Genomic DNA, 26,355 nt, shown 5'->3' with positions numbered 1-26,355 from the left:
ATCTACTCAAATAGAAAACACAAAAAAACCGTTTTAAATAACGGTTTTTTGTGTTTTCTTAATTTAGTTATTAATTTAATATCATACTTAATCTACTAAGAGTTATCTCGTACTACGCCTGGCATATTCTCTAATTGAGCTTGAACATAACTGCTGGTGTTATTAAGGCTCGCCACTAATAAATCCATCGCATTATATTGAGCATATAAGCGAGACGATAGCGACTCCATTTTACTGGCAAGGTCCAAGCGATCATCATCTAAATTATCTAGCTGATTCGTTTTACTATCAATCCGGTTTTGTATAATGCCGTCAGAGTCTGTATAAAAGCTCATTAGCTCATCAAACGACTGTGCGAAGCCATTATCGTCATCGCCTACAAAAAATTGCTGCACTAAATCTACGTTTGCATCTATTTGCTCATCTAGTGTTTCTGTATTTAGCGTTAAAACACCGTAGCGGTCTGTTTCGACACCTAATTGCGAAAGTGATAATGAGTTGCTATTACCTAAATCCACGGAATCGGTAATCTGTTCTCGTAATTTAGACATTACACCACGTAGTAACGAGTCACCAGCCATAACACCTGCACCATCAGCTGAAGTACCTAGATTATTACTTAACTCTAAAAGCTCATTGTAGCTTGATATAAAACTATTTAAGCCTGCTTGTATATTATTATTGTTTTCAGTAACTACTATATCGCTGATATCGTCATCAACACCATGTGCTTTTTTAGCTGTTATTGTAATACCGTCAATTACATCAGAAAACTCATTGGATGAACTACTAACCGTAAGGGAGCCATCTATAGTAATTGAAGCATCTGTTGCAGCAATAATTTCAGATGAATTTTGAACTCCAGCAGAATCGAAAGCAAGACGAGATAAGCCGTTTGTATCAGTATTGTCACCATCAATATCTGTTACTTCTACTTTAATTTCATTTGCAAGGCCGCTATTTTTGGCAGCAAGTACTAAATGTTGGCCGGTATCGTCAGTTATTATTGTTGCGTTGATGCTATCGTTATCATTACTATCATTAATTGCATCTCTAATTTCACTTAATGTTGCAGAATCCGATACTTCAATATCAAAGCTATTATCGCCCGAGCTAAGAGTTATGGTGCCCTCCCCTACAGCTGTGTCCGCATCAAGTGCCACTGAGAGTATTTTATGCTTTGTAGCAAGGTTGTTAACCTCTACGGAATAACCCCCAGGTTGTGCATCTTCATTAGCACTTAATTGTACAAAGCTATCACTACCAGATGAACTACGCTTTTGATAATTGTCTGCGTCACCTAATACTTCCATAGCGGTTTGAACCTGCTGTAACGCAGACTTTAAAGCGCCCACAGCAGAAATATCCGTTGTTAAATTAGCTTCTTTAGTATTTAAACGAGCTTCAGCAGGAGCTTGCTCAGCATTAACTAATGCATCCACAATATCTGATACAGCTAAACCAGAGCCTAAACCATTGAACGAAATAGACATACTTACCTCTTAAATACTCAAAAATAAACTAACTTAGTATTAGTAATTAGAACTACTCATTAAACTGTTTGATCAATTAAAATACCAGCTGATTCAGATAATTTAGATACTAAGCTCAATACTTCCTCAGAAGGATATTGTTTAATAACTTCGCCACTGTTTTTATCAAGCACTTTAATTACATCGCGGCCTGAATCTTCATCAACTTTAAATTGCAAACTTCGGTTCATTTCGCCCATAAAGTCCTGCAATTGTTGCGCCATTTGTTCTAGCTGTTCGCGCTCTAACGGCTGAGCTTTTTCATCTTGGTTATTATTGTTATATTGATTTTGCTGTAACTTTTGTTGATTTTGTGCATCCACCTGCTTTACATCATCAACCGCTCGCTCAGTTAAAGAGTGAGCAGCTTGTCCTGTTTGCTTATTATTACCAGCAATGGGAACCGCTGATGTAGTAACCTCTGCGTTTGAAGTAATTGTATTCATAACAGATTCCTATTTTTCACTTAATTAAACCAACAATAGCTTAGTTTAAATTTTTAAACCACAAAAGGAGGTAGCTAAAGCCACCTCCTTTTTTACAACTAATACTGACTTTATGTACTAGCTAGCTACCCATTAAGCTATAGCGTTTAACTTATTAACCTAATAGGCTAAGTGCTGTTTGTGGTAACTGATTCGCTTGCGACAAGATTGATGTACCCGCTTGTTGCAAGATTTGGTTTTTCGTCATTTCTGCAGTTTCAGTTGCAAAGTCAGTATCTTGAATACGGCTACGTGAAGCAGACACATTTTCAGAGATGTTAGACAAGTTGCTAATGGTGTGGTCAAAACGGTTTTGAACCGCACCTAAACCAGCTCGCTGAGAGTCTATACTTGCAATCGCATTATCAATAATCGCTAATGCATCCTGAGACCCGCGCTGACTTGTAATGTCGACATCCTCAACGTTTACAAGTGAACTTACTACTTCTGTGTTAGCTGCCGCAGACATACTAGCATCGTCAGCTTCAACGCTAAATACTTCAGCAGAGTTTAACTGTACAGTACCTGTTACTATAGAGCTATCACCTGCAGCCAAAACACTGGTACTTGTAGTATCATCGCCATCGTAAGATTGACCAGTAAGGGTTATACCAACAGTTGTACCTGTTCCACTTTCTGCTAAATCTGTTAATTCAATGTCTGCACCGGTATTATTTGATATTGTAAGTTCACCATTTTCTACAGTAGCTGTTACACCGTGCTCATCGGTTTTAGCATTAATGGCCTCTGCCATAGCTTGCTTATCACCTTCTTCTGTACCAGTGCCAACATATGAAATAGTTGATTCATCACCGGCATCTAGACCAGCTCCATCTAATTTAAAACTAATAGTCTCGTCTAACTCACCTGGTGTACCTATATCAACAGTTGCCTCAGTTCTTGCTTGAGCGGATACACCCGTTGCACTATTATAGCTATTAATAGAATTCGCAATGTCTTCTGCTGTTGCAGCAGCTGCAATAGTTACAGTTGCCTCTTCACGGCCTGAAATAGTGTAATCACCTCCAACCACTCCATTTGTAGTCGCTGTAGTAGATAATGTTGCAGCTTCGCCTAAACCAACTGTATCACCTTGAAGGTTTACTTGATTAGTCCCTATTTTATTAGCTGCCACGCTAGACAATGACACATTAATTGTTTCGTTTGAGTTAGAACCAATTTGGAATGATTTAGAACCAAAGCTACCATCTAAAAGCTGTTGACCACCGAATGATGTTGTATCGGCAATTCGCGTAAGCTCTGTCTGTAATGCTGCCACTTCTTTTTGAAGAGACTCACGGTCTTCAGTTGAATTAGAACCGTTAGCAGATTGTAGTGCTAGTTCACGCATACGTTGTAAAATGCTTGTAGACTCGCTCATTGCACCTTCAGCGGTTTGTGCCATTGAGATACCGTCGTTAGCGTTACGCTGTGCTACTGCTAAACCATTTACTTGTGAAGTTAAACGGTTTGAAATTTGTAGGCCTGCCGCATCGTCTTTTGCGCTGTTAATACGCATTCCCGATGATAAACGCTCCATTGATGTTGCAAGGTCAGAGCCTGATGTAGATAGGTTACGCTGAGCGTTTAATGAAGATACATTTGTATTTACTGAAATCATAATAAAACTCCTGATTACTTTCGTAATGTGACTGTTTAGATTTAACCAAGAGCTGTCACAATTGTATGTTCAAGCTCTGTACTGGTTAAGTTAACGGCAGGAAAAAATTTATCTTTAGCGTTATTTTGATTTATTTTTTGAATTATTTATTAAATACACTTAAGCTATTGATTTAAATCAAATAAAAAAGTTTTTTTCATATAACAAAGCTTTTTATCCACGTAAAACATATTACTCATTATCAAATAAACTAAAAAGCACACCTATAAAGATGTGCTTTTAATCAGCAGTTTGCTAATACTGTTCTTTACTAACCACCTAATAAGCTAATAGCTGCCTGTGGAACCTGGTTTGCTTGCGAAAGTATTGACGTACCCGCCTGCTGCAGTATTTGATTTTTAGTCATTTCTGCTGTTTCTGTTGCAAAGTCGGTATCTTGAATACGACTACGTGAAGCCGACACGTTTTCTGAAATATTAGCCAGGTTACTAATTGTATGATTAAATCTATTTTGCACCGCACCTAAGCCGGCTCGTTGAGAGTCTATGCTGGCTATCGCGTTATCAATAATTGATAATGCTTCTTGTGAGCCTTGCTGATCTGATACATCAATAGACTCAACATTAGCAAGGGTACTAAATTCTTCTGTTATAGTTGCTGCTAACGTATCTACAGAGCCTTTGGCACTAAATACTTCGGCAGAATTAAGCTGCACAGTACCAGAAACAAGTACACTGTTGCCAGCAGTTACCGCAATCGTAGTATCATTAAGATCTCCATCATACGATACCCCAGTTACATCTAAACTAATACTACTGGTAGTATTATCACTCTCAGTAACGTTTTCAAGTACTAAATCGTCACCGGTGTTGTTCGAAATACTCAGCACACCATTTTCTATCGTGGCTGTTACATTGTGTTCATCGGTTTTTGCATTAATGGCTTCAGCCATTGCTTGTTTGTCATTCTCAGAAGACCCAGTACCAACAAAAGATACTTTTTCGCCGTTTAATTCAAAACTGATCGACTCCCCATCATCCACTGATGTGGTAGCTGATGTAAAATCAATCTGCGCTTCTGAACGCGCTTGCGCGGTGACCCCTGTTGAACTTGTGTAGCTATTGATTGAGCTTGCAATCTCTTCTGCTGTTGCTCCTGCACCAACAGCTACAGAGGCATCTTCACGCCCTGAAATAGTATAGCTACCCACTCCAACACCACTATTTGTTCCAGCAGTAGTTCCAGCAATCGCCTCCCCCAAGCCTACAGTAGCACCTTGAAGGTTTACTTGATTTGAGCCAATTTTATCGGCTGCCACACTCGAAAGGGATACGTTAATTGTTTCGTTTGCATTAGCACCTACCTGAAATGCTTTACTGCCGTAACTGCCATCAAGTAACTGTTGACCACCAAACGAGGTAGTATCTGCGATACGTGTTAGCTCAACTTGAAGTGCTGATACTTCTTTTTGCAGTGCTTCACGGTCTTCAGTTGAGTTGGAACCATTTGCAGCTTGCAGGGCAAGTTCACGCATACGCTGAAGTATGTTAGTTGACTCACTCATTGCACCTTCAGCGGTTTGCGCCATTGAGATACCATCGTTGGCATTACGCTGAGCAACTGATAAACCATTAATTTGTGAGGTTAAGCGGTTTGAAATTTGTAGGCCTGCCGCATCATCTTTTGCGCTATTAATACGCATACCTGATGACAAACGCTCCATTGACGTTGCTAGGCCTTCGCCAGATTTTGTTAAGTTACGTTGTGCGTTTAATGACGACACATTAGTATTTACTGTTAATGCCATTTTACCATCTCCTAGGTTTAAACAGAGTGTGGTTCAACACGATTTAACAGGAACCACTGTTCGATAATTTCTTACAATAAGAAAAGCATTTACTGTGCCAACTTTAATTTATTTTTAAGCGATTGTTTTTTATAGACAAAAATAGGTTCTGCTGAATTGTAAATAATTAGTGAAGTTATTTAGAAGGGGGTGACATTTTTTTGCCGCGATTTTGTAGCCAATTTTTGCCGCAAAGTATTGCCGCTTTAAAGTAGGTAAAGCGGCAAGGTATTTCTGCTTATAATCTGCTTATAACTTGCTTATAAGTAATCGAATAATGAAAGGTTAGTTAAACGGCCAAAAGTAGCTTGCGATGCTTGCAGTGCCGTTTCTTGTTTAGTCAGTTCGCTAATAGCTTCTGCCATATCAACTTCAACTAAGTTAGAGCGATTACTTTTATTTTGAATATCGAGTGCTAAGTTTGAATCGCTTACTCTTTCAAGCGCGTTCATACGCCCACCTAAACTTGCTTGGGTAAACACGACTTGCTCGCTGGCGTTTTGTAATTGCACTAAGCCATCAGCAAGTACTTGCTGAAAGTCATCACCTTCAAGTGTGCCATCGTTAAGGCCGGTAATAAGTGCTTGTAGTGTATTGAGTACGTTTTCTTTGCCTGGTTTTTCAAGGCTAAAATCGAGTTGACCTGGTGCTGTGCCTTCAAATTCAATTTTCATACCTGCAAAGTCGATAGGCTCATCAGTAACTTCACCTGTTACTGCGGGGGTTAATGCTGCGCCGTCTCGGTATATTTCGTAGGTTTGTGGATCTGTTGCTGTAGCACCTGGGCTTACTAATACACTATATGTATTTGCAGTTGCTAGAGCTGTTGGGTCTGCGTTGTAATTTGCTTGATGAAACTTGTCAAACTCAGCTTGCCCGTCAACATACACTGTACCAGCCGTTACGTTATTAGCAGGTACTAGTGTAGGAATTGAAGCAACATTTGATTCTACATTTAATCGCGCGTTAGTTTTTTCAAACGTATCAAAGCCGTTATCACTCGCTTTAATTGATACACCTTCAGCTATAGTTATTTGGTGCTGGCCTTGGTCGCCATTATAGGTGTACATACCCGCTGCAGAATCAAACTGATAAGGCTGCGTGCTGTCTTGGTATCCTGAAAATATAAATTTACCGTCTTCTGATCGGGTGTTCATTAAGTTAGCTAACGTTTGTTGAATGCCACTAAGTTCTGATGCAAACGTCTTTAAATCATCTTTAGTATAAACACCATTACCCGCCTGAATAGTGAGCTCTTGCGCTTGTTGAATATTACTATTTATACTTTGTAATACGCTTTCTTCAGTTTCTAGGCGGCCATTTAGCTGATCGATATTTTTAGTGTATTGCTCATTCGTTTGTATTTTATTTGAATACAACATAGCTTGCGAAATAGCAGCTGGTGCTTCTGAGGTGGTTAAATACTTTTCACCTGTTGTTACTCGCTCTTGAGCATTTGCAACACCTTGTTGGTTGTCGAGTATTTTATTTATGTTGTTTTGGTACATTAAATTATTTGATAAACGCATAATTACCTCGCCGCATTTAATAAGGTGTCAAAAATTTCTTGAGCTGCTGCTAAAACTTGTGCTGATGCTGAATATGATTGTTGAAAACGCAGTAAATTTGCGGCCTCTTCATCTAGGTTTACTCCAGATAACGACTCGTACCATGCCTCAGATTGCTGTGCTAGAGCATCAAATGCAGCCCCACTTGTGATTGCTTGGCCGGTTATAACACCTATATCACTCACTAATCCTGAATAAGCTTGGTTGAACGTTTTATGGTTGTCGGCCGTTGCTGTTGTTTCTACGTTTAAGCGTACTAACTCACCATTTTGTAAATCAGCTAATTTTAAGCCATTACGGTTATCATCAAAGCCGCCTTCATTAAACTCAAGTGTAAAGGTGTCGCCTGTTGCTGGTGTACCTTCTATATCAAAATCGAATCCGTAGGTATCAAATGGAGCGCCCGCTTGCGATAACATTCCTTTTGCAGGAGGCGTAATAGTAAAAGTACTCGTTCCGCTATTATCCGTAATTTGATATTCGTTAGCATTACCTGTTTTAACAAGCGTTATTTCGCCATTCGTTAAGCCTGGTGCTGTAGTAAAACCACCGGAGGTAACACTTGTTACTTCTCCCGCTGAAATAGTAGCGGTGCCTATATTATTTAAATCGTTAGCAGTACGGATTGGCGATGCTAGTGCTAAATCTTCTGCGCGCCCTGTTGCAAGTGTAATACTTGAAGCAGCATCTGAATTAAGCTTTATTTGAAATTGATCACCCTCAACACCTGCCCCAGATACATTTACTTGAAGACCAAATGATTCGCCTGAGGTAATAGTCGATGAATCAATAACACCTGACGATATATCAGCAAGTGAAGGCTGCCCCAGCGGATCCCCTTTGTTATCTATAGGCTGAATACTTACTTCATTAGCATTGCCTGTATAGGTAATAATAAAATCACTGGCAGGGAGTTCACTGCCCTTACCTGGCTCTACCGTTGCAGTCATACCGGCAGTACCTGTGTTAGCTTGATACGCATAAGCGCCAACGGTAGGAATATTAAAAATATTACCACCTAGCTGACCTGTTGCATCCATACCCAATTTGTTTTGTTCGTTAAATGCATCAGCTATCGCTAAGCCCATTTGGCCAATTTGGTTTTGCGCAGGGACTAATATGTCATCTCTAAAAGCAAGTAAGCCGCCAATTTTGCCTTTAAGCTTACTTACATCAACTTCAAGCGGCACTGCTTTGCCACCATTAACGTCAAGCGTGAATTCTTTAAAGTTAGGATCAGGATCCCCTGTCATCGAAAATAAGTTAAATGCGCCATTTTGCATAACCACCGCTTCGCCTGTGCCCATAAAAACGAGTTTTTCGCCATTTGGACCATCAAGCGTTTCTATGTCTATTAGCTCTGATAAGTCGCGTATTGCTTTATCGCGTTCGTTATAGGTAGAGCTCGCATCTGCGGCGTTATTAGTGCCATTAACTGCTGCAATATTTTGATTTAGCGTGCTAATACTTTGAATTAGTGAGTTTGCTTCATCTGAAAATATTTCGAGCTGCTCGTTTACTATACTTTTTTGATCAAGCACGATGCCCGAAAGTCTATCCATTTGATCAATTAAGCTTTGCGCATCTGTCATTACTAATGAGCGGGCAACGGTAGACGACGGCTGATTTAGCGCTTCTTGCACGTTATTAAATAAAGAGTTAATTCCGGTCGAAAGGTTGTTCGACTCTTCAGAAAAAATAGTATCAACCCGATTAGCCTCAGTAACAAATTGATCAAAAAACGATTTATTAGAGGTGTCACGATTTAGCTGTGACTGAGCAAACTCGTTTAGTAATCGGTATGTTTCGCCTCGCCCTACTTGGTTATCAACCATAGTGGTAAATTCAGTACGCTCACGTACGTAGCCTACGGTATTTACATTGGCAATATTTTTACTTGTCGTTTGCAATAGCTCCGAGCTTGCTCTAACCCCAGAACTGGCAATGTTCAATAAATTAAACGACATGTTACTCTACTCCTTGGCGGATCACGTTTGCCGCAATGTCTTTTAGCTGACTGCTATTGAGCACTTTTTTTATTTTGCTGGCATAATTTGGATCGGTTGCATAACCTGCTTTTTGTAATGAATCTAAAAAGTCATTTGGTTTTGCTGTATTTTGTAATGCTTCTTTGTAGCGTGGGTTTTGCGTTAAAAAATCAACGAAGTCGTTCACGCTATCTTTAATTGAATCGTAGGCTCTAAAGCTGGCTTGTTTTTTAACGGGTGTGCCTTGCTCAAACTCAAGCGTTACTTTGCTTGCTTTATCGCCTTCCCAGCTTTTATCCGACTTAATATTAAATAAGTTATTTGAGCTGCCACCGTCACTTTTATTAATAATGTGTTTACCCCAACCGGTTTCAAGTGCCGCTTGAGCAACCATTACCGCTGGGTTTAAACCTATTTTTTGCGCTGCAGTTTTAGCGTGTTCCCACACTGAACTTATAAACTCTTCTGCATTTTTAAATGTTGGGCTATCGGTTTTAGACTCTGCAGTATCGACTTTAGGCTCAGCAATATCGGCTTTAGTACTCTTAACGATAAGATCGGGTTGCTTATTTTTTTGCTCATGAGGAAGAGCTGATCCGACTTGCGTATCGCTGAAAATATCGTTGGTTGTTCTAAGCACCGAGCCTGGCATAAAGTTTTTAGACTCAGGCGATAACTGCTGAACAATTAAATCGGCAAGGCCTAACGAGCCATTTGATGAAAGCTCTGTAGAAAGTTGCTGATCGTGCATTTCTTCAAAAAACTTTACGCCACTTGAATTAAATGGGCTGTCTTTGTCTTCAAATGCTTCGTTAGCTTTGCGCATTCCTTTGAGCAACATTTGCGTAAAAATAGCTTCAAATTGTGCGGCCGCTTTTTTGAGCGCAGCTTTAGAAGCATCAGTTGATGCATCGCCACTCGTTAAGGCTTCTTTACGAAGTGAATCTAAGTTGCCTAAATCAAAAAAGTTTTGTTTATCGAGGTGATTAGTTTCCATCGGCTTTTTGACACAAAATGAATAATGCAGTTAAAAATGCAAAAATTGAGCCACTACCGATAAAACAAGGAAGATAAAAATAATAAACTTAAGTTGCTGTAAATAAAAAGCCCTATATCTTGTTTCAAAAATATAGGGCTTAAGTAATACGTTATTTATTGGCTTGAGTTATTTATATAACAACTAACTGTCCGTTAATTGCGCCGGCTTCTTTTAGTGCTTCTAAAATAGCCATTAGATCACCAGGCGCTGCGCCTACTTCGTTAATTGCGCGAACTAAATCATCAAGGCTTACACCTGGATTAAATACAAAGGCGCGCGAGTCATCTTGATTTACATCAATAATGCTCTGCTGCGTGACAACTGTATCACCGTTTGCTAGCGGGTTTGGTTGTGACACGTTTTGTTGTTCTGCAATTGTTACTGTTAAGCCACCGTGAGTTATAGCGGCAGGCTGAAGCTTAACGTTTTTACCAATGACAATTGTACCAGTGCGCGAGTTAACTATAATTTTAGCGGCCATATCAGCTGGCTTAAATTCTAAGTTTTCGAGTGTCGATAAGTACGATACACGTTGGGATGCATCGCGTGGAGCTATAACACGAATAGAAACAGAATCAATTGCCTGTGCGCTATTTGGGCCAACTAAGTCATTAATTGTTTTTTCTAGGCGTTTTGCCGTTGTAAAGTCTGGGCGGTTTAAATTAAAAGTAATGTAATCGCCTTGCATAAATGGGCTTTCCACGGCGCGCTCAACTGTAGCGCCATTTGGTATACGACCAACTGTAGGGGTGTTAATTACAACTCTACTACCATCAAGGCCTTGTGCGCCTAAGCCACCGACAATTAAACTACCTTGTGCAATTGCGTACACGTTACCGTCTACACCCTTTAAAAAAGTTTGTAGTAAAGTACCGCCACGTAAGCTGCCTGCACTACCAATAGAAGAAACCGTAATATCAATTGCTTGCCCAGGCTTTCTAAATGCAGGTAGTTCTGCATGCACCGCCACAGCGGCAACATTTTTAATTTTAGGGCTTTGAGTTGAGGGTAGCGTAATACCAAAGCTGTTTAACATGCCTCTAAAACTTTGTTGTGTGTATGAGTTTTGCTCGCCAGTGCCTGGCAAACCAACTACTAAGCCATAACCGACTAATTGGTTAGAGCGTACGCCTTCAACCATAGACACATCTTTTATGCGCTCAGCACTGGCAGTAAACTGCCAACCTAATAACACAACTAAACATAAAGCTTTAAGGCTATTCATGTTGTTACCCTCTAAAATGGAAACAGCGAACTGCTAAAGAAACGTGTAAGCCAACCAGGACTTTGCGCCTCTTGCGTTTGCCCTTTACCTGAGTATTGAATACGTGCATTAGCAATACGATTTGATTCAACCGTATTATCGGCGCTTACGTCTTGAGGGCGTACTAGCCCTTCTAAACGAATAAACTCTTCGCCGGTATTAAGCGTTAGCCATTTTTCGCCGCGTATAACTAAATTACCGTTAGGTAAAACGCGCATTACATTAACCGAAATATCGCCCACTAAGCTGTTTGACTGGTTTGATTTTGAATCACCCGTAAACGACGAATCACTACCAATACCAAACTGGATACTATCGCCACCTATATTTACAGGTAGACCACCTAAGCCAATCACTGGGTCTAAGCTTGCGTCAGTTTCTTTGTCTGTTTCTGTTTTAGCGGCTTTTGTTGCTTGAGTAGACTCTTGCAATTTAACCGTAATTATATCGCCAGTACGTAGCGCTTTTTTATCAGAATATAAGTCGTTTGATGTATGAGTATTAAACAGTGAACCTGTGGCTACCAGCGGCTCTAAGATAGGCTCGGGGTACATAGGTGCGTAGTAAGGGTCGTCCTGCACTACCTCACTATTTTGCGTAGACATACAGCCACTTAAAAATAATGTGCCCGCTGCAAATAAAATAATATTACGCATAATTCCCCCTATTCTATTAAAGCTGTTGATTGATGTAACTCATCATTTCGTCAACGGCCGAAATTACTTTTGAGTTCATTTCGTAAATACGCTGAGTTTCGATTAGATTTACTAGCTCTTCAGTTACATTTACGTTTGAAGTTTCAAGAGAGCCTTGAATAATGCTACCTAACCCTTCAACACCCGGGTTACCTTGTACCGGTGCACCACTTACAGCGGTTTCGGTATAAAGGTTTTGACCAATTGGCTCAAGGCCCGATGGATTAATAAAGTCACTAATTGTTAGCTGACCAATTACAACGTTATCGGCTTGACCTGCAACACGTACAGATACTTCGCCGTCTTGCGAAACTGTAATTGATTGCGCGTCATCAGGTACATTCATTTCTGGCTGAATAACGTAACCAGCGCCCGATGTTACAATTCGTCCATCGCCATCAGTAGTAAACTGACCATTGCGCGAGTAAGCAATATTGCCATCTGGTTGCAGTACTTCAAAAAAGCCTTCGCCAGAAATCATCCAATCTAGTGAGTTTTCGGTGGTCAACATGTTGCCTTGCGTAAACTCTTTTTGGTTAGCTACAACTTTAGCACCCGCACCTAACATTAAGCCCGACGGCATTTCGGTATCTTGCGATGAACGACCACCTGGTTGATTAATATTTTGATAAAGTAAATCTTCAAATATAGCGCGGCTTTTTTTGTAACCTACGGTACTGGCATTCGCTAAATTATTTGAGATAACCGATATATCGGTTTGTTGAGCGTCTAGCCCCGTTTTACTGATCCACAATGCTGGATTCATAATCGTGTCCTCACTTTAAAGTTAAACTATGCGTAATAACTGATCTTGACGCTCGTCAATTTCTTCAGCTGTTTTCATTAATTTCACTTGTAATTCAAATTGGCGCTGGTGGCTTATCATGTCGACCATTTCGTGAACCGGATTCACATTCGACATTTCAAGCGAACCACTTAAAACTTTTACATTGGCAGAGGTATCTACTGTTACATTTGCTTTTGGTCTAAATAAACCGTCGTTACCTTTTTCGAGCTGTGAGCTATTTGCTTCAACAACTCTAAGCGTGTCGATTTCTTCTAAAAAGTTAGCAGGAGCGCCTTGTGGTCGAACTTGAATAGCGCCATCTTGGCTAAACTCTATTTTTTCGACTGGGACGGGTAAAATAACAGGTCCCCCTTCGCCAATAACTTGACGACCATGGCTGGTTACGAGCATACCTTGAGCTGTAATGTTTAACGTACCCACTTTTGTGTAAGCTTCATTACCGGAGGCATCTTGCACAGCAAGCCATGCGTTATCGCTCATTGCGATATCTAAGTCTCGCCCGGTTTGAACAATGCCACCCGATACCATGTTTGAACCCGGACGCTCTTGCATTGAAAATACACGTGTAGGCAAACCTTCGCCAAACGCTTGCATAGAACGCGCCTGGGCAAAGTCAGCTTTAAAACCCGTTGTATTTGCATTTGCCAAATTATTGGCTTTTAAAGCAAGCCCTTGTAGGCTTTGCTTAGCGCCAGAGGCCGCAATGTAGACCATTTTGTCCATAGTATCGACTCACATAAAAAATCTCTGAACTTACAAATGCAAAATAGATGCCAGATTAAATTTGACGCAACATTGAGAGGTATTTAGAAGGGCTTGCAAATAGGACTTATAAAAAAGGCTGCAAAAATGCAGCCTCATATATTTAATAGGGTTTAGCTTATCGAATCTGCAAAATACTTTGCTGAATAGTTGAGTTAACTTCAAGCGCACGTGAGTTTGCTTGGTAATTACGCTGTGCAGTAATTAAGTCTACAAGCTCGTTTGTAAGGTTAGTATTTGATTGCTCAAGCGCTGATGAGTTAATTCCACCAAACGTACCCGAACCAGCTTCACCCGCTACAGGTTCACCTGAATCAATACTTTGCTTCCAGCTTGTATCACCCACTTGTGATAACCCTTGTGAATTTGGAAAACGTACCATAGCCACTTGCCCTAGGAATGTTGAGTCACCGTTACTGTAAGAAGCGACAATTTTACCGTCTGTTCCTATATCAATTCCGGCTAAACGACCTACTGTTGAGCCATCTTGATCGAGTGCTTTTACTTCAAAACCACTTGAATACTGAGTTGGGATACGTCCTGCTGTGTTATTTTCATCGCGCCAGTTAAGCTCAATACCAGTACCTGGGAAAGTTGCACCATTGTCTAGTAATGTTGATAAACCAGCACCAGAACCCGCTGGTAGTAGTATTTCATCAAAAGTAGTTGTATTTGTATTTGCCACACCACCTGTTGTTGATGGCAAACCACTTGAGTTAAAACCTAGGGTGGTCAGTGGTGTATAAGGTGTCGTTGTTTGTTCTCCACCAGTTGTGGCATCAACTACTTTGCCATCGAGTGTTGCGTATACTTCCCAACTGTTATCTGTACCACCTGCTGCGGCATCATCTTCTTTAGCAAAAAAGTATTGTAAAATGTGAGGTTCACCTAGTGAATCATATACCGTTGTTGACGTAGATGAGTTATAAGTACCACTAGATGTAGGGTCAAAATCTAGACCTGTTGGATCCGCCGTTGCATCTAAGTTAAACGACAAAAATACATTTTCGGTTGCGCGAGGAGAACCAGACGAATCAGGGATTTGAATTGGATCAGTTGTGCTCAAACTTACCGACGTTGTATCACCTGTAGATGAGTCAACAGGGAATGCTTGTAAAAAGTTACCTTTTGCGTCAACCATAAAGTTATCTTGGTTAAGCTTAAATGCACCTGCACGTGTATATGTTAAATCTTGCGAAGATAAATCGTCAGTCATCGCAAAATAACCTTCACCAGTGATTGCTAAATCAAGTGAGTTATTTGTAAATTGTAGTGAGCCTTGATGAAACTGCTGCGCAACCATGGTTGTTTGCACACCGTCACCATTTTTAGTCTTACCAGAGCTAAATACTGACGATGCATAAACATCGGCAAACTCAGCGCGTGACTCTTTAAAACCTGTGGTATTAACGTTTGCAATGTTATTTGCAGTTACGTCTAAATCTTTTTGTGCGGCAGCTAAGCCAGTTAATGCAATATTGAAGCTCATAATTCACCTCTAACCTGTTAATATTTAGCCTGCTGACAGGCGAAGTATAATTAAAATTTATTACGCGATTTCTGCGACGTCTGTCAGCCTAACCGCACCTTCTTTAGTGTTAATAATAATGCCACTTGAGCCATTAATATTAACGCTTTCAATGTTCTTGAACGTAGCAATGGGTAAGCTTGAAAATTCACCGTCAGTACTTCCTTCGGCGGTTACTGAATATTCACCTTCAGGTAAACGCTCACCAGCTTCATTTTTGCCATCCCACGCAAAACGTACCGCACCTGCTGGCTGAGAACCCATATCAATAGTTCTTACTAGCTGACCTGATGCATCAGTAACTTTAATTTTTAAGTTATCAACGGCTTCTTCTGCCACTGCAGAGCCTCTGGCATCACCTGTTTCATTTAAATCCAGGGTGTTTGACTCTAGTAAAGCTTGTTTGCCTACAAGTGTAGATGCTTGCAGTGCTGAATTAGATGTCATTGAAGAGGCTAAAGATTCAAAATTAGTATTTAAATCTGTAATCCCTTGCGCCATCGTAAAGCTAGTCATTTGAGCAATCATTTGGTCATTATCCGCAGGGTTACTGGGATCCTGATACGATAATTGCTGAGTTAACAAAGAGAAAAAGTCTTCTTGTGTTAACGCATCACTCTCATTATCACTGGTAGCAACTTGTTGCTCTTGCCAGCGTATAGAGTCTAAATAGGATGAAGATGTACTAATATCGTTACTCATAACCTACCCTCGGTTACCGCTGCCCTAGCAACAGTGTTTTACTTAGCATTTGCTTAGCTGCATCAGCAACTTGCACGTTTGTTTGGTAAGAACGAGAGGCAGAAATCATATTTGCCATCTCCTCTACAACATTAACGTTGGGTTTATAGATATAGCCATTTTCATCCGCACTTGGATGGTTTGGGTTATATTCAATTTGTAATGGTGCATCGCTTTCAACAATGCCCAAAACTTTAACACCAACTGCGGAGCCCTGCTGGTTACTTACTGATGCTGAAGCCTTTGTTAGCTCAGCCGCAAATACAGGTTGGCGCGCTCGGTACGTTTTGTCTTGAGATGAACTAATGGTGTTAGCATTAGAAATATTACTAGCTGTAGTATTTAAGCGAACGTTTTGTGCGCTCATACCCGAACCTGCAATATCGAAAACATTATATAAACTCATAATTTTTATCCTTGACTACCGAGAGCTTTATTCAGGCCTTTAAATTTGCCGCTTAAAAATTGCAAGCTGGCCTGATACTCCATAGCATTCTGTGTATACAAGTTTCGTTCCACTTGTATATCAACCGAGTTACCATCACCTGTATCTGATTGATTTGGCAAACGAAATGATTCTGAACTGCCCATACTATGAGTACCTCCACCAATGTGTTTATCATTAGTTCTTACCATAGTATTGCCGCTTTGCTGGGTTGACCTTGCCGCTTTTAATGCAGAGGCAAAATCAATATCTTTTGCTTTATAGCCAGGCGTATCAGCGTTAGCTATATTAGTTGCAATTAATTCAGCTCGCTGTGAACGGATCAACATGGCTTGCGGATGCACACCTAATGCTTTATCAAAACTGATAGCCATAACCTTCTCCAAAAAATTGACTTACCCATTAATAAAGCAAAAAATAAGCCATTAATATTAGGGCTTGCTATATTTTTATAAGGCTATGTATCTAAATAGAAAAACGACGCTAGGTGCGTCGTTTTAGGGAAGGAAGTTAGCTTAATTACTTCTTTTGGTAAATAATACCGGGGTTGCACCTAACCATATCAAACTCAGTACTTAGGCCAGTTAGGGACTCTGACGCGCCTAAAAATAGGTAACCGTTTGGATTTAACGCTTGTGCAAACTGGTTAATAATTTTAGCTTTTATTTCAGGCGCAAAATAAATTAGTACATTTCGGCAAAAAATAATATCAAACTTGCCCATTAACGCGTAAGAATCAAGCAGATTTAAATGCCTAAAACTAACTTGTTTTTTTATTGTATCGTTTACTTGTGCCATACCGTTACCGCTGTCTTTAAAAAACTTTTTACGACGCTCTGCAGATAACCCTCTGGCGAGTGCCAGCGCGTCATACTCTGCATTTTTACACATATCAAGCATGGTATTAGATATGTCGGTACCAATAATTTGTGCCCCCATACGAAGCATACCTGGTTGCTTAGCACTAAATTCAGCAACCGACATAGCTATTGAATAAGGTTCTTGGCCTGACGAACTGGCAGCAGACCAAATTTTTAAAGGTCTTCTTAAATCTTTAAATTCAGGGAAAAGCTTGTTTTGGAGCAACTCAAATGGGTATTGATCTCTAAACCACAAAGTTTCGTTGGTGGTCATTGCATCAACAACAGCGGCTCTTAATTGCCGCTCGTGAGGCCCGAGAGTTTTACTAACCAATTCCGATAAAGATCCCACATTAAATCGAGTCATTAACGGAGCAAGTCGGCTTTTAACTAAATACTGTTTATTTTCACCTAAAACAATGCCGCATTGCTGCTCTAAAAACGAACGAAACTGGTCGTATTCACTTTGCTGCAAATCTTTATTATTCAAGTTAGTAGCACCTATTTTTGTTAATCACAATGAACCCACTTTTTAACCGCTGTTGCTAATTCATCTGGGTTAAATTTAGCAATAAAGTCATCTGCCCCTACTTTTTCAATCATCGCTTGGTTAAAAACACCACTCAAAGAGGTATGCAAAATAACATGCAAAGGTGCAAGTTTGGGATCTGCTTTTATTTCAGCTGTTAAGGTATAGCCGTCCATTTCAGGCATTTCAACGTCTGAGATAAGTAATGCTACTCGCTCTGTAATATCATTTTTACAATCAAGCTCTGCTATTTCTTTAAGCCTAATTAAAGCTTCCTTACCATTTTTAGCAAGCTCTGTTTGAACACCTAGCGGCTCTAAGGCTCGTTTAACTTGATTACGGGCAACAGCAGAGTCATCTGCAATAAATACGATACGTTCGCCTAAATCTCTTTGAATATCGCCACTTTGTGCAACTTCAGCACTTACTTCTGTGTTTACTGGACAAATTTCGTTGAGAATTTTTTCTACATCGAGAATCTCGACTAATTCATTTTCGATTTCGGTCACTGCCGTTAAATATGAATAACGTCCGGCGCCTGATGGCGGTGGCATTATTTTTTCCCAATTCATATTTACAATACGTTCAACTCCGCCCACTAAAAACCCTTGCACAGAGCGATTGTATTCAGCAATGATTATAAAGCTGTCTTTAATGTTGTCGATTGGGCGCCCACCTACAGCCATTGATAAATCAATAACCGAAATGGTTTGACCACGAATATGTGCAACACCACGAATATACGGATTAGATTTTGGCATGCTTGTTAGTGGAGGGCATTGCAGCACTTCTCTCACTTTAAATACATTAATACCAAAACGCTGACGCCCTCTGAGCTTAAATAAAAGTAATTCTAGGCGGTTCTGCCCAACCAACTGTGTGCGTTGGTTTACTGAGTCTAAAATGCCTGCCATTCAAATCTCCTAAAGAAAACAAATAATACGGAACGATAATTGCTTTCTATTTATAAAGCTACATAACATCGCGGGTGCGTCTACTTTTTGACGCAAAATATTTATACCCTGTTTGAAACCATAAGCATAGTCGAAACATTATGAGTTTGTTAAAAAAAATCAGAAGATACAGTGTTTTTTATTTTGTTACTAGCTTGTGCTTTGCATTCCCTTTGCACGCTAAAGTGTTTAGTAAAGATTTATTACAAGACATGGCCGTCACTTACATAGGTAAGCAGATTGGTACATTACAAAATACTAATACTCAATTAAGTGCTCTGCCTTTAGATAGTCGCATCCCTGATCGTGTCTGTAATACTGAGCTTGAATTATCAACATCCGATGAGCCACCATTTAACCGCCAAGTAACCTTACAAGCCAAGTGCAATGATGCGCAAACGTGGACTCAATACGTTCATGTAAGAGTTGTTGAAATGGCTCCAGTTGTTGTTGCCACTGCTAATTTAACTCGTGGTGAAGTAATAACTAAATCGCATTTAAGTATTGAAATGAAACCAACTCACTTTGTACGAATTCAGTACTTAGATGATCCCACAATGCTAATAGGTAGTAGAAGTAAACGAAATATTAGAAGTGGTATGCCAGTATTACTAAACCAAATTTGCATGGTGTGTAAAGGTGACTCTGTTAATATTTACGCAAACCTGAGGGGCCTTAGAATTAAAACCACAGGTATTGCTTTAGAAGACGGTACTTTGGGCGAACAGATACAAATAAAAAACAAAAAATCAGGTAAAGTTTTAAATGCGCGAGTAGATGGTGTAGAGTCTGTTCAAGTGAATATTTAATTTAGATTTATACTAAAGTATCCCACGTATATGCCGATAACATGGCATAAGTTGGGTAATATACGGGTTTATTATTATGGTTAATCAAGTTAATGGCAGTAATCAACAAGCTAATGCGCTTACAAATGCAAAGCAGCAACAAGTTGATTTAAAAAAAGATAACGCAAATACACAAGCTGCTCAGGCCCCTTCGCCTAAAGCTGCTAGTGATTCTGTAAGTTTAACGCCGCAGGCACAGCAATTAAAAACGCTTCAAGATAAAGCGCAGCAATCGCCTGGCTTTGACAGCGATAAAGTTGCTGAGCTAAAAAAAGCAATAACTGAAGGTAAATACCAAGTGGATAGTGAAAAGCTTGCTAAAAACTTAGCTGATTTTGAGTTTAACGTGTATGGCTGATCATAATAGTTTAATTAGCGTAAAGCTGAACCAACAAGTAAATTGTTTAGACTCTTTACATACGCTATTAAACGATGAGCTTACTGCTATTGCCTCACGACGTGGTGCTGGTTTAAAAGAAATTGCCCAACAAAAAATGTCTTTTTTAACTAAGCTTACGCAGCTCGATAAAGAGTTGAATAAACTTTTTGCTGCAAATGATGAAAATGCCCCTGAAGTGACTGAACGAGTAGCGCAAGTTAAAGCGCAGTTAGCGCAGTGCCAAAAACAAAATAAAGTAAACTCACATGCTGCTCGCCAAGCACACTTAAGTGTAAAACAATTAAAAGATATTTTAATTGGCGCCCCAACCAGTATGACTTACGACCAAGGCGGTAGTGTAGTTAATACCGACAGCAAGCTGGTTCGTAACCTAAAAGCTTAACTGCTTTTATCTATCCTAATTTATTAAAAAAGCCCTTATTGAAGTCTCAATAAGGGCTTTTTTAGGTTTACTACTTAGCACAAAATAATAACCACACTTTTGATTAAGTGAGTTTTAGAAACCCACTTCAGTTATTTAACTGAAGTGGGTTACTGATTTAAATATCTGTTTGATTATTACCATTTTCAATTAAGTGTTTAATCATTTCCTCTGATTGATTTTGAACATCAACTGCTGGCGCTGCCTCATCAACACTTCCTCCACTTTGTGCAGGGCTATAAGCAATTGCAGAGCCTTCATCGTCAATCAAGGTATTAAGAGCAACGAGTTGCTCGGTGTCTTCGTCAATAATTACATCATTGATATTAAGGGGCTCTGTAGAGCTCATTGACACCGTTTGCTCTGTACTCGATAAAGCACTTACATTACTTAAATTAACCGTTTCTCCTAAAGCATCGCTGGTTACTGCTTCATTTGGCATAGTAGCGCCTAATGCAGCTTCTTCGCTAAACGGCTCAGCGGCTCCTTCTAAGCCAAATGTTGTATCGGTGGCACTTGCACTGCTTCCTGCGCTAGCAAGTTGTGGGTCGTTTCCTTGGTCAATAATATTGTCATTAATATCCTTAATTAAATAATTACCGGCTTCATCAACTGTGATAAAGCGATAATCAGACCAAGAACCTAAATCAAGAACTGATAATAATGAACTCCAATTTCCATTCTCATCAGGTTGAATTTCCATAGCGCTTTTTAGCACATTTAAGTTTAGGTTTAACACCTCAAGGCCAAGTAAATTTGCTCCTACAACATATACACTATTTCCTTCTTCTACTGTGCCTTCTGCGGTTAAACCTATTCCTAGTACGCCCGAGTAATAGTTAGACACTTCGAAGTCTACCGGCGTTGAGTCAATCACTAACCCAGATAAGCTTCCACTTGAAGTAACATTTCCAGATTCATCAGTAGCGGTAGCCGTTACAGTGTATGCTCCATCGAGTAAAGCATTGTCTGGTGATACGCTCCATACACCTGTCTCACCCGCTGTTGTATCCTTGGTTACCACAGTACCGCTTTCATCTATAAAGCTTACGGTAATATCTTCATTTGCTCCTGCGGTACCGGTGATCTTAGGTGTGCTATCGGCTGTTAATTCTAAACCAGAGTTAATTACTATGCCTGAATCAACTATGCTGCTTATAGATTGCTCGCCGATATTACCTGCATTATCAAGTACGCTTACATCAACACTGTAGCTCCCTTCACTAAGAGGCTGCGAAGCTGTAACACTCCACGACCCATCTGTGTTTACTGTTGTTGAAACATTGTGTGTTTCACCTAGTGCGTCAGTAAACATCACCATAACTGCAGCTCCCGCAAAACTTCCGGTTACCGAGCCCGTAATAGTCGGTGTGGTATCTTGGCCTACTGCAATAGGGTCTATAAATACAATAGGTGCTGTGTAATCAGTACTTGAAACCATGGTATCGCTTGATGAGTTTCCTGCAGCATCACTCACTGTTGCAGTAGCACTAAAACCGCCTTCACTAAGCGGCGTAACAGCTGTGACTGACCAAGTTCCGTTACCTGCCACTTGCGCAGTTAATGTTTGCGAATCACTATTAGCATCAGTAAGTACTACGCTTATGGTTGTACCTGCCGGAGCATCACTTGTACCTGAGATGGTTGGCAGTGAGTTATTCGTAACTGCAAGTTCATTAATTTCAATTGTAGGCGGAGTTAAGTCAACTATGCCATTAAGACTTGTAGAGCTTGTAAGGTTTAAGTTTTCGACTGTTGCATCAACCGTAAATGCACCTTCAGCTAATGGAGTGGTCGGTATTAATGTCCATACACCAGAAATAGCTTGAGTGTTATAGGTTGTTGCATTACCACTGCTATCTGTAATAACAACTTCTACATTACCGTTTATTACATCGGTAGTACCACTAATAGTAGGGGTTGTATCGCTTGTATCTATTATTGGGTTAATTAATAGACTCGGTAAAGTGGTGCTCACAACGCCCGTTTGCGTCACCGTTGCTATATTGCCTGCGTTATCAATACTAATAGCCTCAACGGTTAAATCGCCCTCAGCAAGTAAAGGTGCAACAACAAGCCACGTGCCATCTCCTAATACTGTTGTAGTAACTTCATAAAGTGTGTTTGTGGAGTCGGTAATATTAACCGTGATTAAGCTACCGGTTTCTTCGTCACTGGTGCCAGTAATAGTAGGCGTTAATGTATTAAGTACACCAAAGGCGTCTATTTCTAACGATGGCGGGATGGTATCAATCGTCACTTGCTCAGTAGCAGACTGGCCTAGATTACCCGCAGCATCAGTAATACTTGCGAATACACTATATATACCATCAGGTAGGCTAGTGGTTACTAATGACCACGTGCCATCGCTACCAACAAGGGCATCAAATACTGTTGCGTTGCCGTTACTATCTATCACAGTTACATCAATGTCTGTGCCTTGAGCTTCTTCAGAAGTACCAGAAATAGTTAGAATGTCAGTATTGCTGATGCTCAACGGTAAAATATCTACCACAGGCACTAACGTATCAACAACAAACTCGAGCGTTTGTGTTACTACATTGCCGGCATCATCAGTGATACTCACGTTGGCAACATGCTGCCCTTCAGTCAGCGCATCAACCTCCAGTGAAAATAGCCCTGCTGCATTCACTGTTGTTGTTAATACTGAGCCTCCGTCCAGCTGAATCTCTACCACTCCATTAATTAAATCACTGGTCCCTTGAATAATTGGAGTAGAATCTGACGTTGTACCAATCACTTGCAAATTAAGCGTTGGCGAGATGGTATCTACTACACTGCTTAGCAGCTGTGTAGCTGTGATCCCGACTTCACTTAATACATTTACAGTTACAGTAAACACGCCCTCAGCAAGTGATTGAGGAACCTGTACAGCCCATGAATTATCTGCCTGCACTATGGCAACCAAATCTTGTGCTATGTTATCGCTATCTACCACTCTCACTAGCACTTCTGTGCCTGGGGCTTGGTCGGTCGTACCGCTAATTATTGGTAAATCTCCCTCGCCAGTTACAAAGTCAACCACCGCATTAAGTAACGGCGTTGAAGCATCTACATCTGCAGTTGTAATAGTGGTGGTGTTACCCGCTTCATCAGTTGCAGAGGCTTCAACAACCGATAAGCCAATAATATTAACCGCTAGGCCTAATAACACCCAATCGCCATTGGCATCAGTTGTTACATCGTATGTTAAGTTAGCCAAATCACCTGCTAATTCTAAATTAACAGTGACTGTTTTACCTTCACCTAAATCAGAAGTACCAGATAAAGATACAAGCTGCCCTAACACGAACGAAGGCACAATAGTAAGCTCTGGCCCTACTGTATCTACTTCGCCACCCGTTTTACTATCAACAGAGGTATTTCCTGCGCTATCAGTAATCGTTGCCGAAACACTGTAAACACCTTCTGCTAATACGTTGTCTGCAGCGGCTTGCCAGTCTCCATTAGCATCCGTTTGAACGGTAATTTGATGCGATGCGCCAGCTGAGTCAGTAAAGGTAACAATAACGTTTGTATTTGCTTCGTTAGATGTGCCTGTAATTAATGGAGTGCTATCTTGAGTCAGTATTAATGAACTTTGATTAATACTAATCTCAGGAGCAATTGTATCAATGGTTGCTGTATTTGTTGCGTCCCCGGTATTACCAGCGCTGTCAGTAACAAATGCTTCAACTGAATAATCTCCTTGTGAAAGAGAACTACTTGCCTCTACAGACCATATACCACCCGTTTGAACAGTTGTATTTACAGTATGCTTATTCCCGAGTGCATCGGTAAATACCACAGCAACTGCATCCCCCACATTAGCACCTGTCACGCTCCCTGAAGTACTTGGAGTTAGATCGGTACTTCCAACAATATCGTTAATAGTCACAACAGGCGCTGTTATATCAACTCCCCCTGTAGTACTTGTGTTTACAGGATTACCTGCAGTATCTGTTGTTGAAGCTAAAACCGTGTAAGTGCCCTCGCTCAACTCTGTACTTGCAGCGACTGACCATGTGCCATTTGCACCAACAGTAGCATTAACCGTTTGCTCTGCACCTAAGCTATCTGTAATTAAAATAGCGACTATGGCGCCTTGTGGAGCTGTAGTTGTGCCTGAAATTGTTGGCGTTGTATCATTTGAAATTGTAAGCGGTGTAATATTAAGTGCTGGTGGAGTTAAATCGATAACACCGCTACCTGTTGTATTACTCGTTAAGCCTCCTTCAGTTACACTTGCCGAAACAGTAAATTCACCTTCAGGTAGAATATCTGTCGCATCAACACTCCAGATCCCACCTACCACAGTTGTAGTTACAGTATGTGAAACGTTATTAACGTCAGTTATGACAACCGTGATTTCTGTGTTATCTGCCGCACTACTTGTGCCTGATATTGCTGGTGTTTGATCGTTTGTATCAACAATTGTATTAATATTAATTGTAGGCGCATTGGTATTTAACGTTGCGGTACTATTTGCAACTGATTCATTCCCTGCGGCATCAGTAACACTTGCAGAAACTGTAACTTCACCATCAGTCAGTGCATCTGTAATATCTACAGTCCAAGCACCACCTGCACCAACAACAGTTGTGTAAGTCTCGGTACTATCTGCATCGGTCACAGTTACTGTAATACTCGTGTTTTCAGGTTCATTGGATGTGCCTGAAATAGTTGGCGTGCTGTCATTAATTGTACCTAATGCGTTTATAGTAATACTTGGTGCTTGAGTATCAATAAAGCTCGAGCCTGTATCCACACCTTGATTGCCAGCATCATCGGTAATACTTACCTCTACATCATAATTACCATCAGGCAAGCTTGGCGCCGTAACTTGCCAATCGCCGTTAGCATCAACTATTGCGGTTAAAGTATGTATATCACCGTTGCTATCTGTAATAACTATATCGACCACCGTATCCTGTGGTTCAGTTGTAGTGCCACTTATAATTGGTGTCTCAGTGTTAAATACAGTTATATCATTAAGTACAATAACAGGTACTTGGGTATCAATTGTTAAATTAATTGTCGTGTTGCTGATATTATTAGCGTCATCGGTAACACTTACTTGAGCCGTATAATCACCATCAACAAGTGCTACGGGGACATCTACTTGCCAATTGCCATCAGTACCCACAGTTGCTGTTAGTGTTTGACCACCAATAATAATGCTTACATCAGCACCAATCTCATTACTCGTGCCTGAAATTGTAGGGGTTGTATCTATTGTCGCGTTAACTTCGTTCACAATTAATGTAGGAGCAACGCTATCTATTTCACCTTGAGCCTGCTGCGTTGTTAAATTACCAACACTGTCTCTAACCTCTGCAACAACAGTGTATTGACCTTGCGCTAGCTCTGCTGGTACATCTGCTGACCAGTCGCCACCGGCTTGAACTGTCGCAGTAAACGCTTGACTTTCTCCTTCACTATCAGTCACGGTTATATTAATTACAGTGCCTTGCCCCATATCGGTGGTGCCGCTAATTACTGGCGTACTGTCATTAGATAAGGCATCGACACTAACTGTTAGGTCTGGTGCCACGTTATCAAAATCAAGTGTATTGATTGTTCTGACATTACCAGCGGCATCCGTTGCACTGGCAGTCACATAGGCAAGGTTTAGTAAAGGTACTGTTATGTTTGCAAGCCCCCAGGTACCATCAGGATTTGTCGTTGCTGTATAAGTTGCGCCAACTAACCCACCAACTAGGTACTCTGTAATAGTGATTACAGAGCCTCCTGGTAAATCAGAATCCCCCGAAAGAGAAACTAAATTACCTAATAAAAACGATGGAATAATTTCAAGTTCAGGAGCAGTTACATCCACTTCGCCACTGTCAGTGCCGGTACCTGTGTTGCCTGCGGCATCGGTGATGCTGGCGCTGACGCTATAATTCCCTTCGGCTAATGTGCCTGTTGGTGTCGCACTCCAGTTACCATTGGCATCGGTTTGTACATCAATGCTTTGAGTGGCATTTGCTGCATCTGTAAACGTCACCGTGATGGTGCT

21 protein-coding genes and 1 pseudogene are annotated in these 26,355 nt (G+C 40.5%); 3 read left to right on the top strand and 19 right to left on the bottom strand.

Translation table 11 applies throughout. The annotated features are described in order from the left end of the window. Positions 1-95 precede the first annotated feature (95 nt). From fliD to H5118_RS10190, 18 genes and pseudogenes are all read right to left on the bottom strand, one after another. Entirely contained in the window at positions 96-1,493 is a 1,398-nt protein-coding gene (fliD, locus tag H5118_RS10270) for a flagellar filament capping protein FliD (RefSeq protein WP_182748727.1), read from the bottom strand. A gap of 59 nt (positions 1,494-1,552) precedes the next feature. After that, positions 1,553-1,978 (bottom strand): flagellar protein FlaG, encoded by a 426-nt coding sequence (locus H5118_RS10265; RefSeq protein WP_182748726.1) that lies wholly within the window; start codon positions 1,976-1,978, stop codon positions 1,553-1,555. 154 nt (positions 1,979-2,132) lie between these two features. Then, a complete protein-coding gene (locus H5118_RS20920) occupies positions 2,133-2,486 on the bottom strand; it encodes a flagellin (RefSeq protein WP_409074711.1) in 354 nt (117 codons plus the stop codon). A 792-nt stretch (positions 2,487-3,278) separates the two neighbouring features. Further along, positions 3,279-3,638, bottom strand: a pseudogene (locus tag H5118_RS20915) (flagellin); the annotation flags it as partial. Positions 3,639-3,948: 310 nt separating this feature from the next. Further along, positions 3,949-5,445: a flagellin gene (locus tag H5118_RS10255; RefSeq protein ID WP_182748724.1), complete on the bottom strand. Its 1,497-nt coding sequence runs from the start codon at positions 5,443-5,445 to the stop codon at positions 3,949-3,951. A gap of 299 nt (positions 5,446-5,744) precedes the next feature. Next, complete coding sequence (gene flgL, locus H5118_RS10250; RefSeq protein ID WP_182748722.1) at positions 5,745-7,013, bottom strand: flagellar hook-associated protein FlgL; 1,269 nt, start codon at positions 7,011-7,013, stop codon at positions 5,745-5,747. A gap of 2 nt (positions 7,014-7,015) precedes the next feature. Beyond that, a complete protein-coding gene (gene flgK, locus H5118_RS10245) occupies positions 7,016-9,019 on the bottom strand; it encodes a flagellar hook-associated protein FlgK (RefSeq protein ID WP_182748720.1) in 2,004 nt (667 codons plus the stop codon). Between the two features lies 1 nt (position 9,020). Next, complete coding sequence (gene flgJ, locus H5118_RS10240; protein ID WP_182694101.1) at positions 9,021-10,037, bottom strand: flagellar assembly peptidoglycan hydrolase FlgJ; 1,017 nt, start codon at positions 10,035-10,037, stop codon at positions 9,021-9,023. 172 nt (positions 10,038-10,209) lie between these two features. Further along, positions 10,210-11,304 (bottom strand): flagellar basal body P-ring protein FlgI, encoded by a 1,095-nt coding sequence (locus tag H5118_RS10235; protein WP_182693935.1) that lies wholly within the window; start codon positions 11,302-11,304, stop codon positions 10,210-10,212. A gap of 11 nt (positions 11,305-11,315) precedes the next feature. Continuing rightward, positions 11,316-11,999, bottom strand: coding sequence for a flagellar basal body L-ring protein FlgH (gene flgH, locus H5118_RS10230; protein ID WP_002959418.1), 684 nt, complete (start codon positions 11,997-11,999; stop codon positions 11,316-11,318). Between the two features lie 16 nt (positions 12,000-12,015). After that, positions 12,016-12,804, bottom strand: coding sequence for a flagellar basal-body rod protein FlgG (gene flgG / locus H5118_RS10225; RefSeq protein WP_002959420.1), 789 nt, complete (start codon positions 12,802-12,804; stop codon positions 12,016-12,018). 21 nt (positions 12,805-12,825) lie between these two features. Further along, entirely contained in the window at positions 12,826-13,569 is a 744-nt protein-coding gene (gene flgF, locus H5118_RS10220; protein WP_182693934.1) for a flagellar basal-body rod protein FlgF, read from the bottom strand. Positions 13,570-13,726: 157 nt separating this feature from the next. Next, positions 13,727-15,097 carry a flagellar hook protein FlgE gene (gene flgE, locus H5118_RS10215; protein WP_165723550.1) on the bottom strand — a complete coding sequence of 457 codons (1,371 nt, stop codon included), beginning with the start codon at positions 15,095-15,097 and terminating at the stop codon, positions 13,727-13,729. A gap of 60 nt (positions 15,098-15,157) precedes the next feature. Then, positions 15,158-15,838 (bottom strand): flagellar hook assembly protein FlgD, encoded by a 681-nt coding sequence (locus H5118_RS10210; protein WP_002959427.1) that lies wholly within the window; start codon positions 15,836-15,838, stop codon positions 15,158-15,160. Positions 15,839-15,851: 13 nt separating this feature from the next. Beyond that, positions 15,852-16,283 (bottom strand): flagellar basal body rod protein FlgC, encoded by a 432-nt coding sequence (flgC, locus tag H5118_RS10205; RefSeq protein ID WP_002959429.1) that lies wholly within the window; start codon positions 16,281-16,283, stop codon positions 15,852-15,854. A gap of 5 nt (positions 16,284-16,288) precedes the next feature. Beyond that, positions 16,289-16,696, bottom strand: coding sequence for a flagellar basal body rod protein FlgB (flgB, locus tag H5118_RS10200; protein ID WP_002959431.1), 408 nt, complete (start codon positions 16,694-16,696; stop codon positions 16,289-16,291). 145 nt (positions 16,697-16,841) lie between these two features. Continuing rightward, the gene (locus H5118_RS10195) at positions 16,842-17,672 is read right to left on the bottom strand and encodes a protein-glutamate O-methyltransferase CheR (RefSeq protein WP_182748718.1); all 831 of its coding nucleotides are present in this window, start codon (positions 17,670-17,672) and stop codon (positions 16,842-16,844) included. A 20-nt stretch (positions 17,673-17,692) separates the two neighbouring features. Further along, positions 17,693-18,625 (bottom strand): chemotaxis protein CheV, encoded by a 933-nt coding sequence (locus H5118_RS10190; protein WP_002959434.1) that lies wholly within the window; start codon positions 18,623-18,625, stop codon positions 17,693-17,695. Positions 18,626-18,765: 140 nt separating this feature from the next. Here H5118_RS10190 and flgA point away from each other — a divergent pair, with 140 nt between their 5' ends. From flgA to flgN, 3 genes are all read left to right on the top strand, one after another. Next, entirely contained in the window at positions 18,766-19,473 is a 708-nt protein-coding gene (gene flgA / locus H5118_RS10185) for a flagellar basal body P-ring formation chaperone FlgA (protein WP_182748716.1), read from the top strand. Positions 19,474-19,549: 76 nt separating this feature from the next. After that, positions 19,550-19,870, top strand: a complete 321-nt coding sequence (gene flgM / locus H5118_RS10180; RefSeq protein ID WP_002959436.1) for a flagellar biosynthesis anti-sigma factor FlgM — start codon at positions 19,550-19,552, stop codon at positions 19,868-19,870. Further along, positions 19,863-20,294: a flagellar protein FlgN gene (gene flgN / locus H5118_RS10175; protein WP_182748714.1), complete on the top strand. Its 432-nt coding sequence runs from the start codon at positions 19,863-19,865 to the stop codon at positions 20,292-20,294. Before flgM ends, flgN begins: the two co-directional genes overlap by 8 nt. Positions 20,295-20,451: 157 nt before the next feature. Here the strand turns inward: flgN and H5118_RS10170 are convergent, their stop codons facing one another. Continuing rightward, positions 20,452-26,343, bottom strand: coding sequence for an Ig-like domain-containing protein (locus H5118_RS10170; protein ID WP_310736096.1), 5,892 nt, complete (start codon positions 26,341-26,343; stop codon positions 20,452-20,454). Between the last annotated feature and the right edge of the window lie 12 nt (positions 26,344-26,355).

The sequence above is a fragment of the Pseudoalteromonas sp. SR41-1 genome (assembly GCF_014164015.1).
Lineage (GTDB): Bacteria > Pseudomonadota > Gammaproteobacteria > Enterobacterales > Alteromonadaceae > Pseudoalteromonas > Pseudoalteromonas distincta.
The sequence above is the reverse complement of the archived record's forward strand: the minus strand, read 5'-3'. Positions and strand labels throughout refer to the sequence as shown.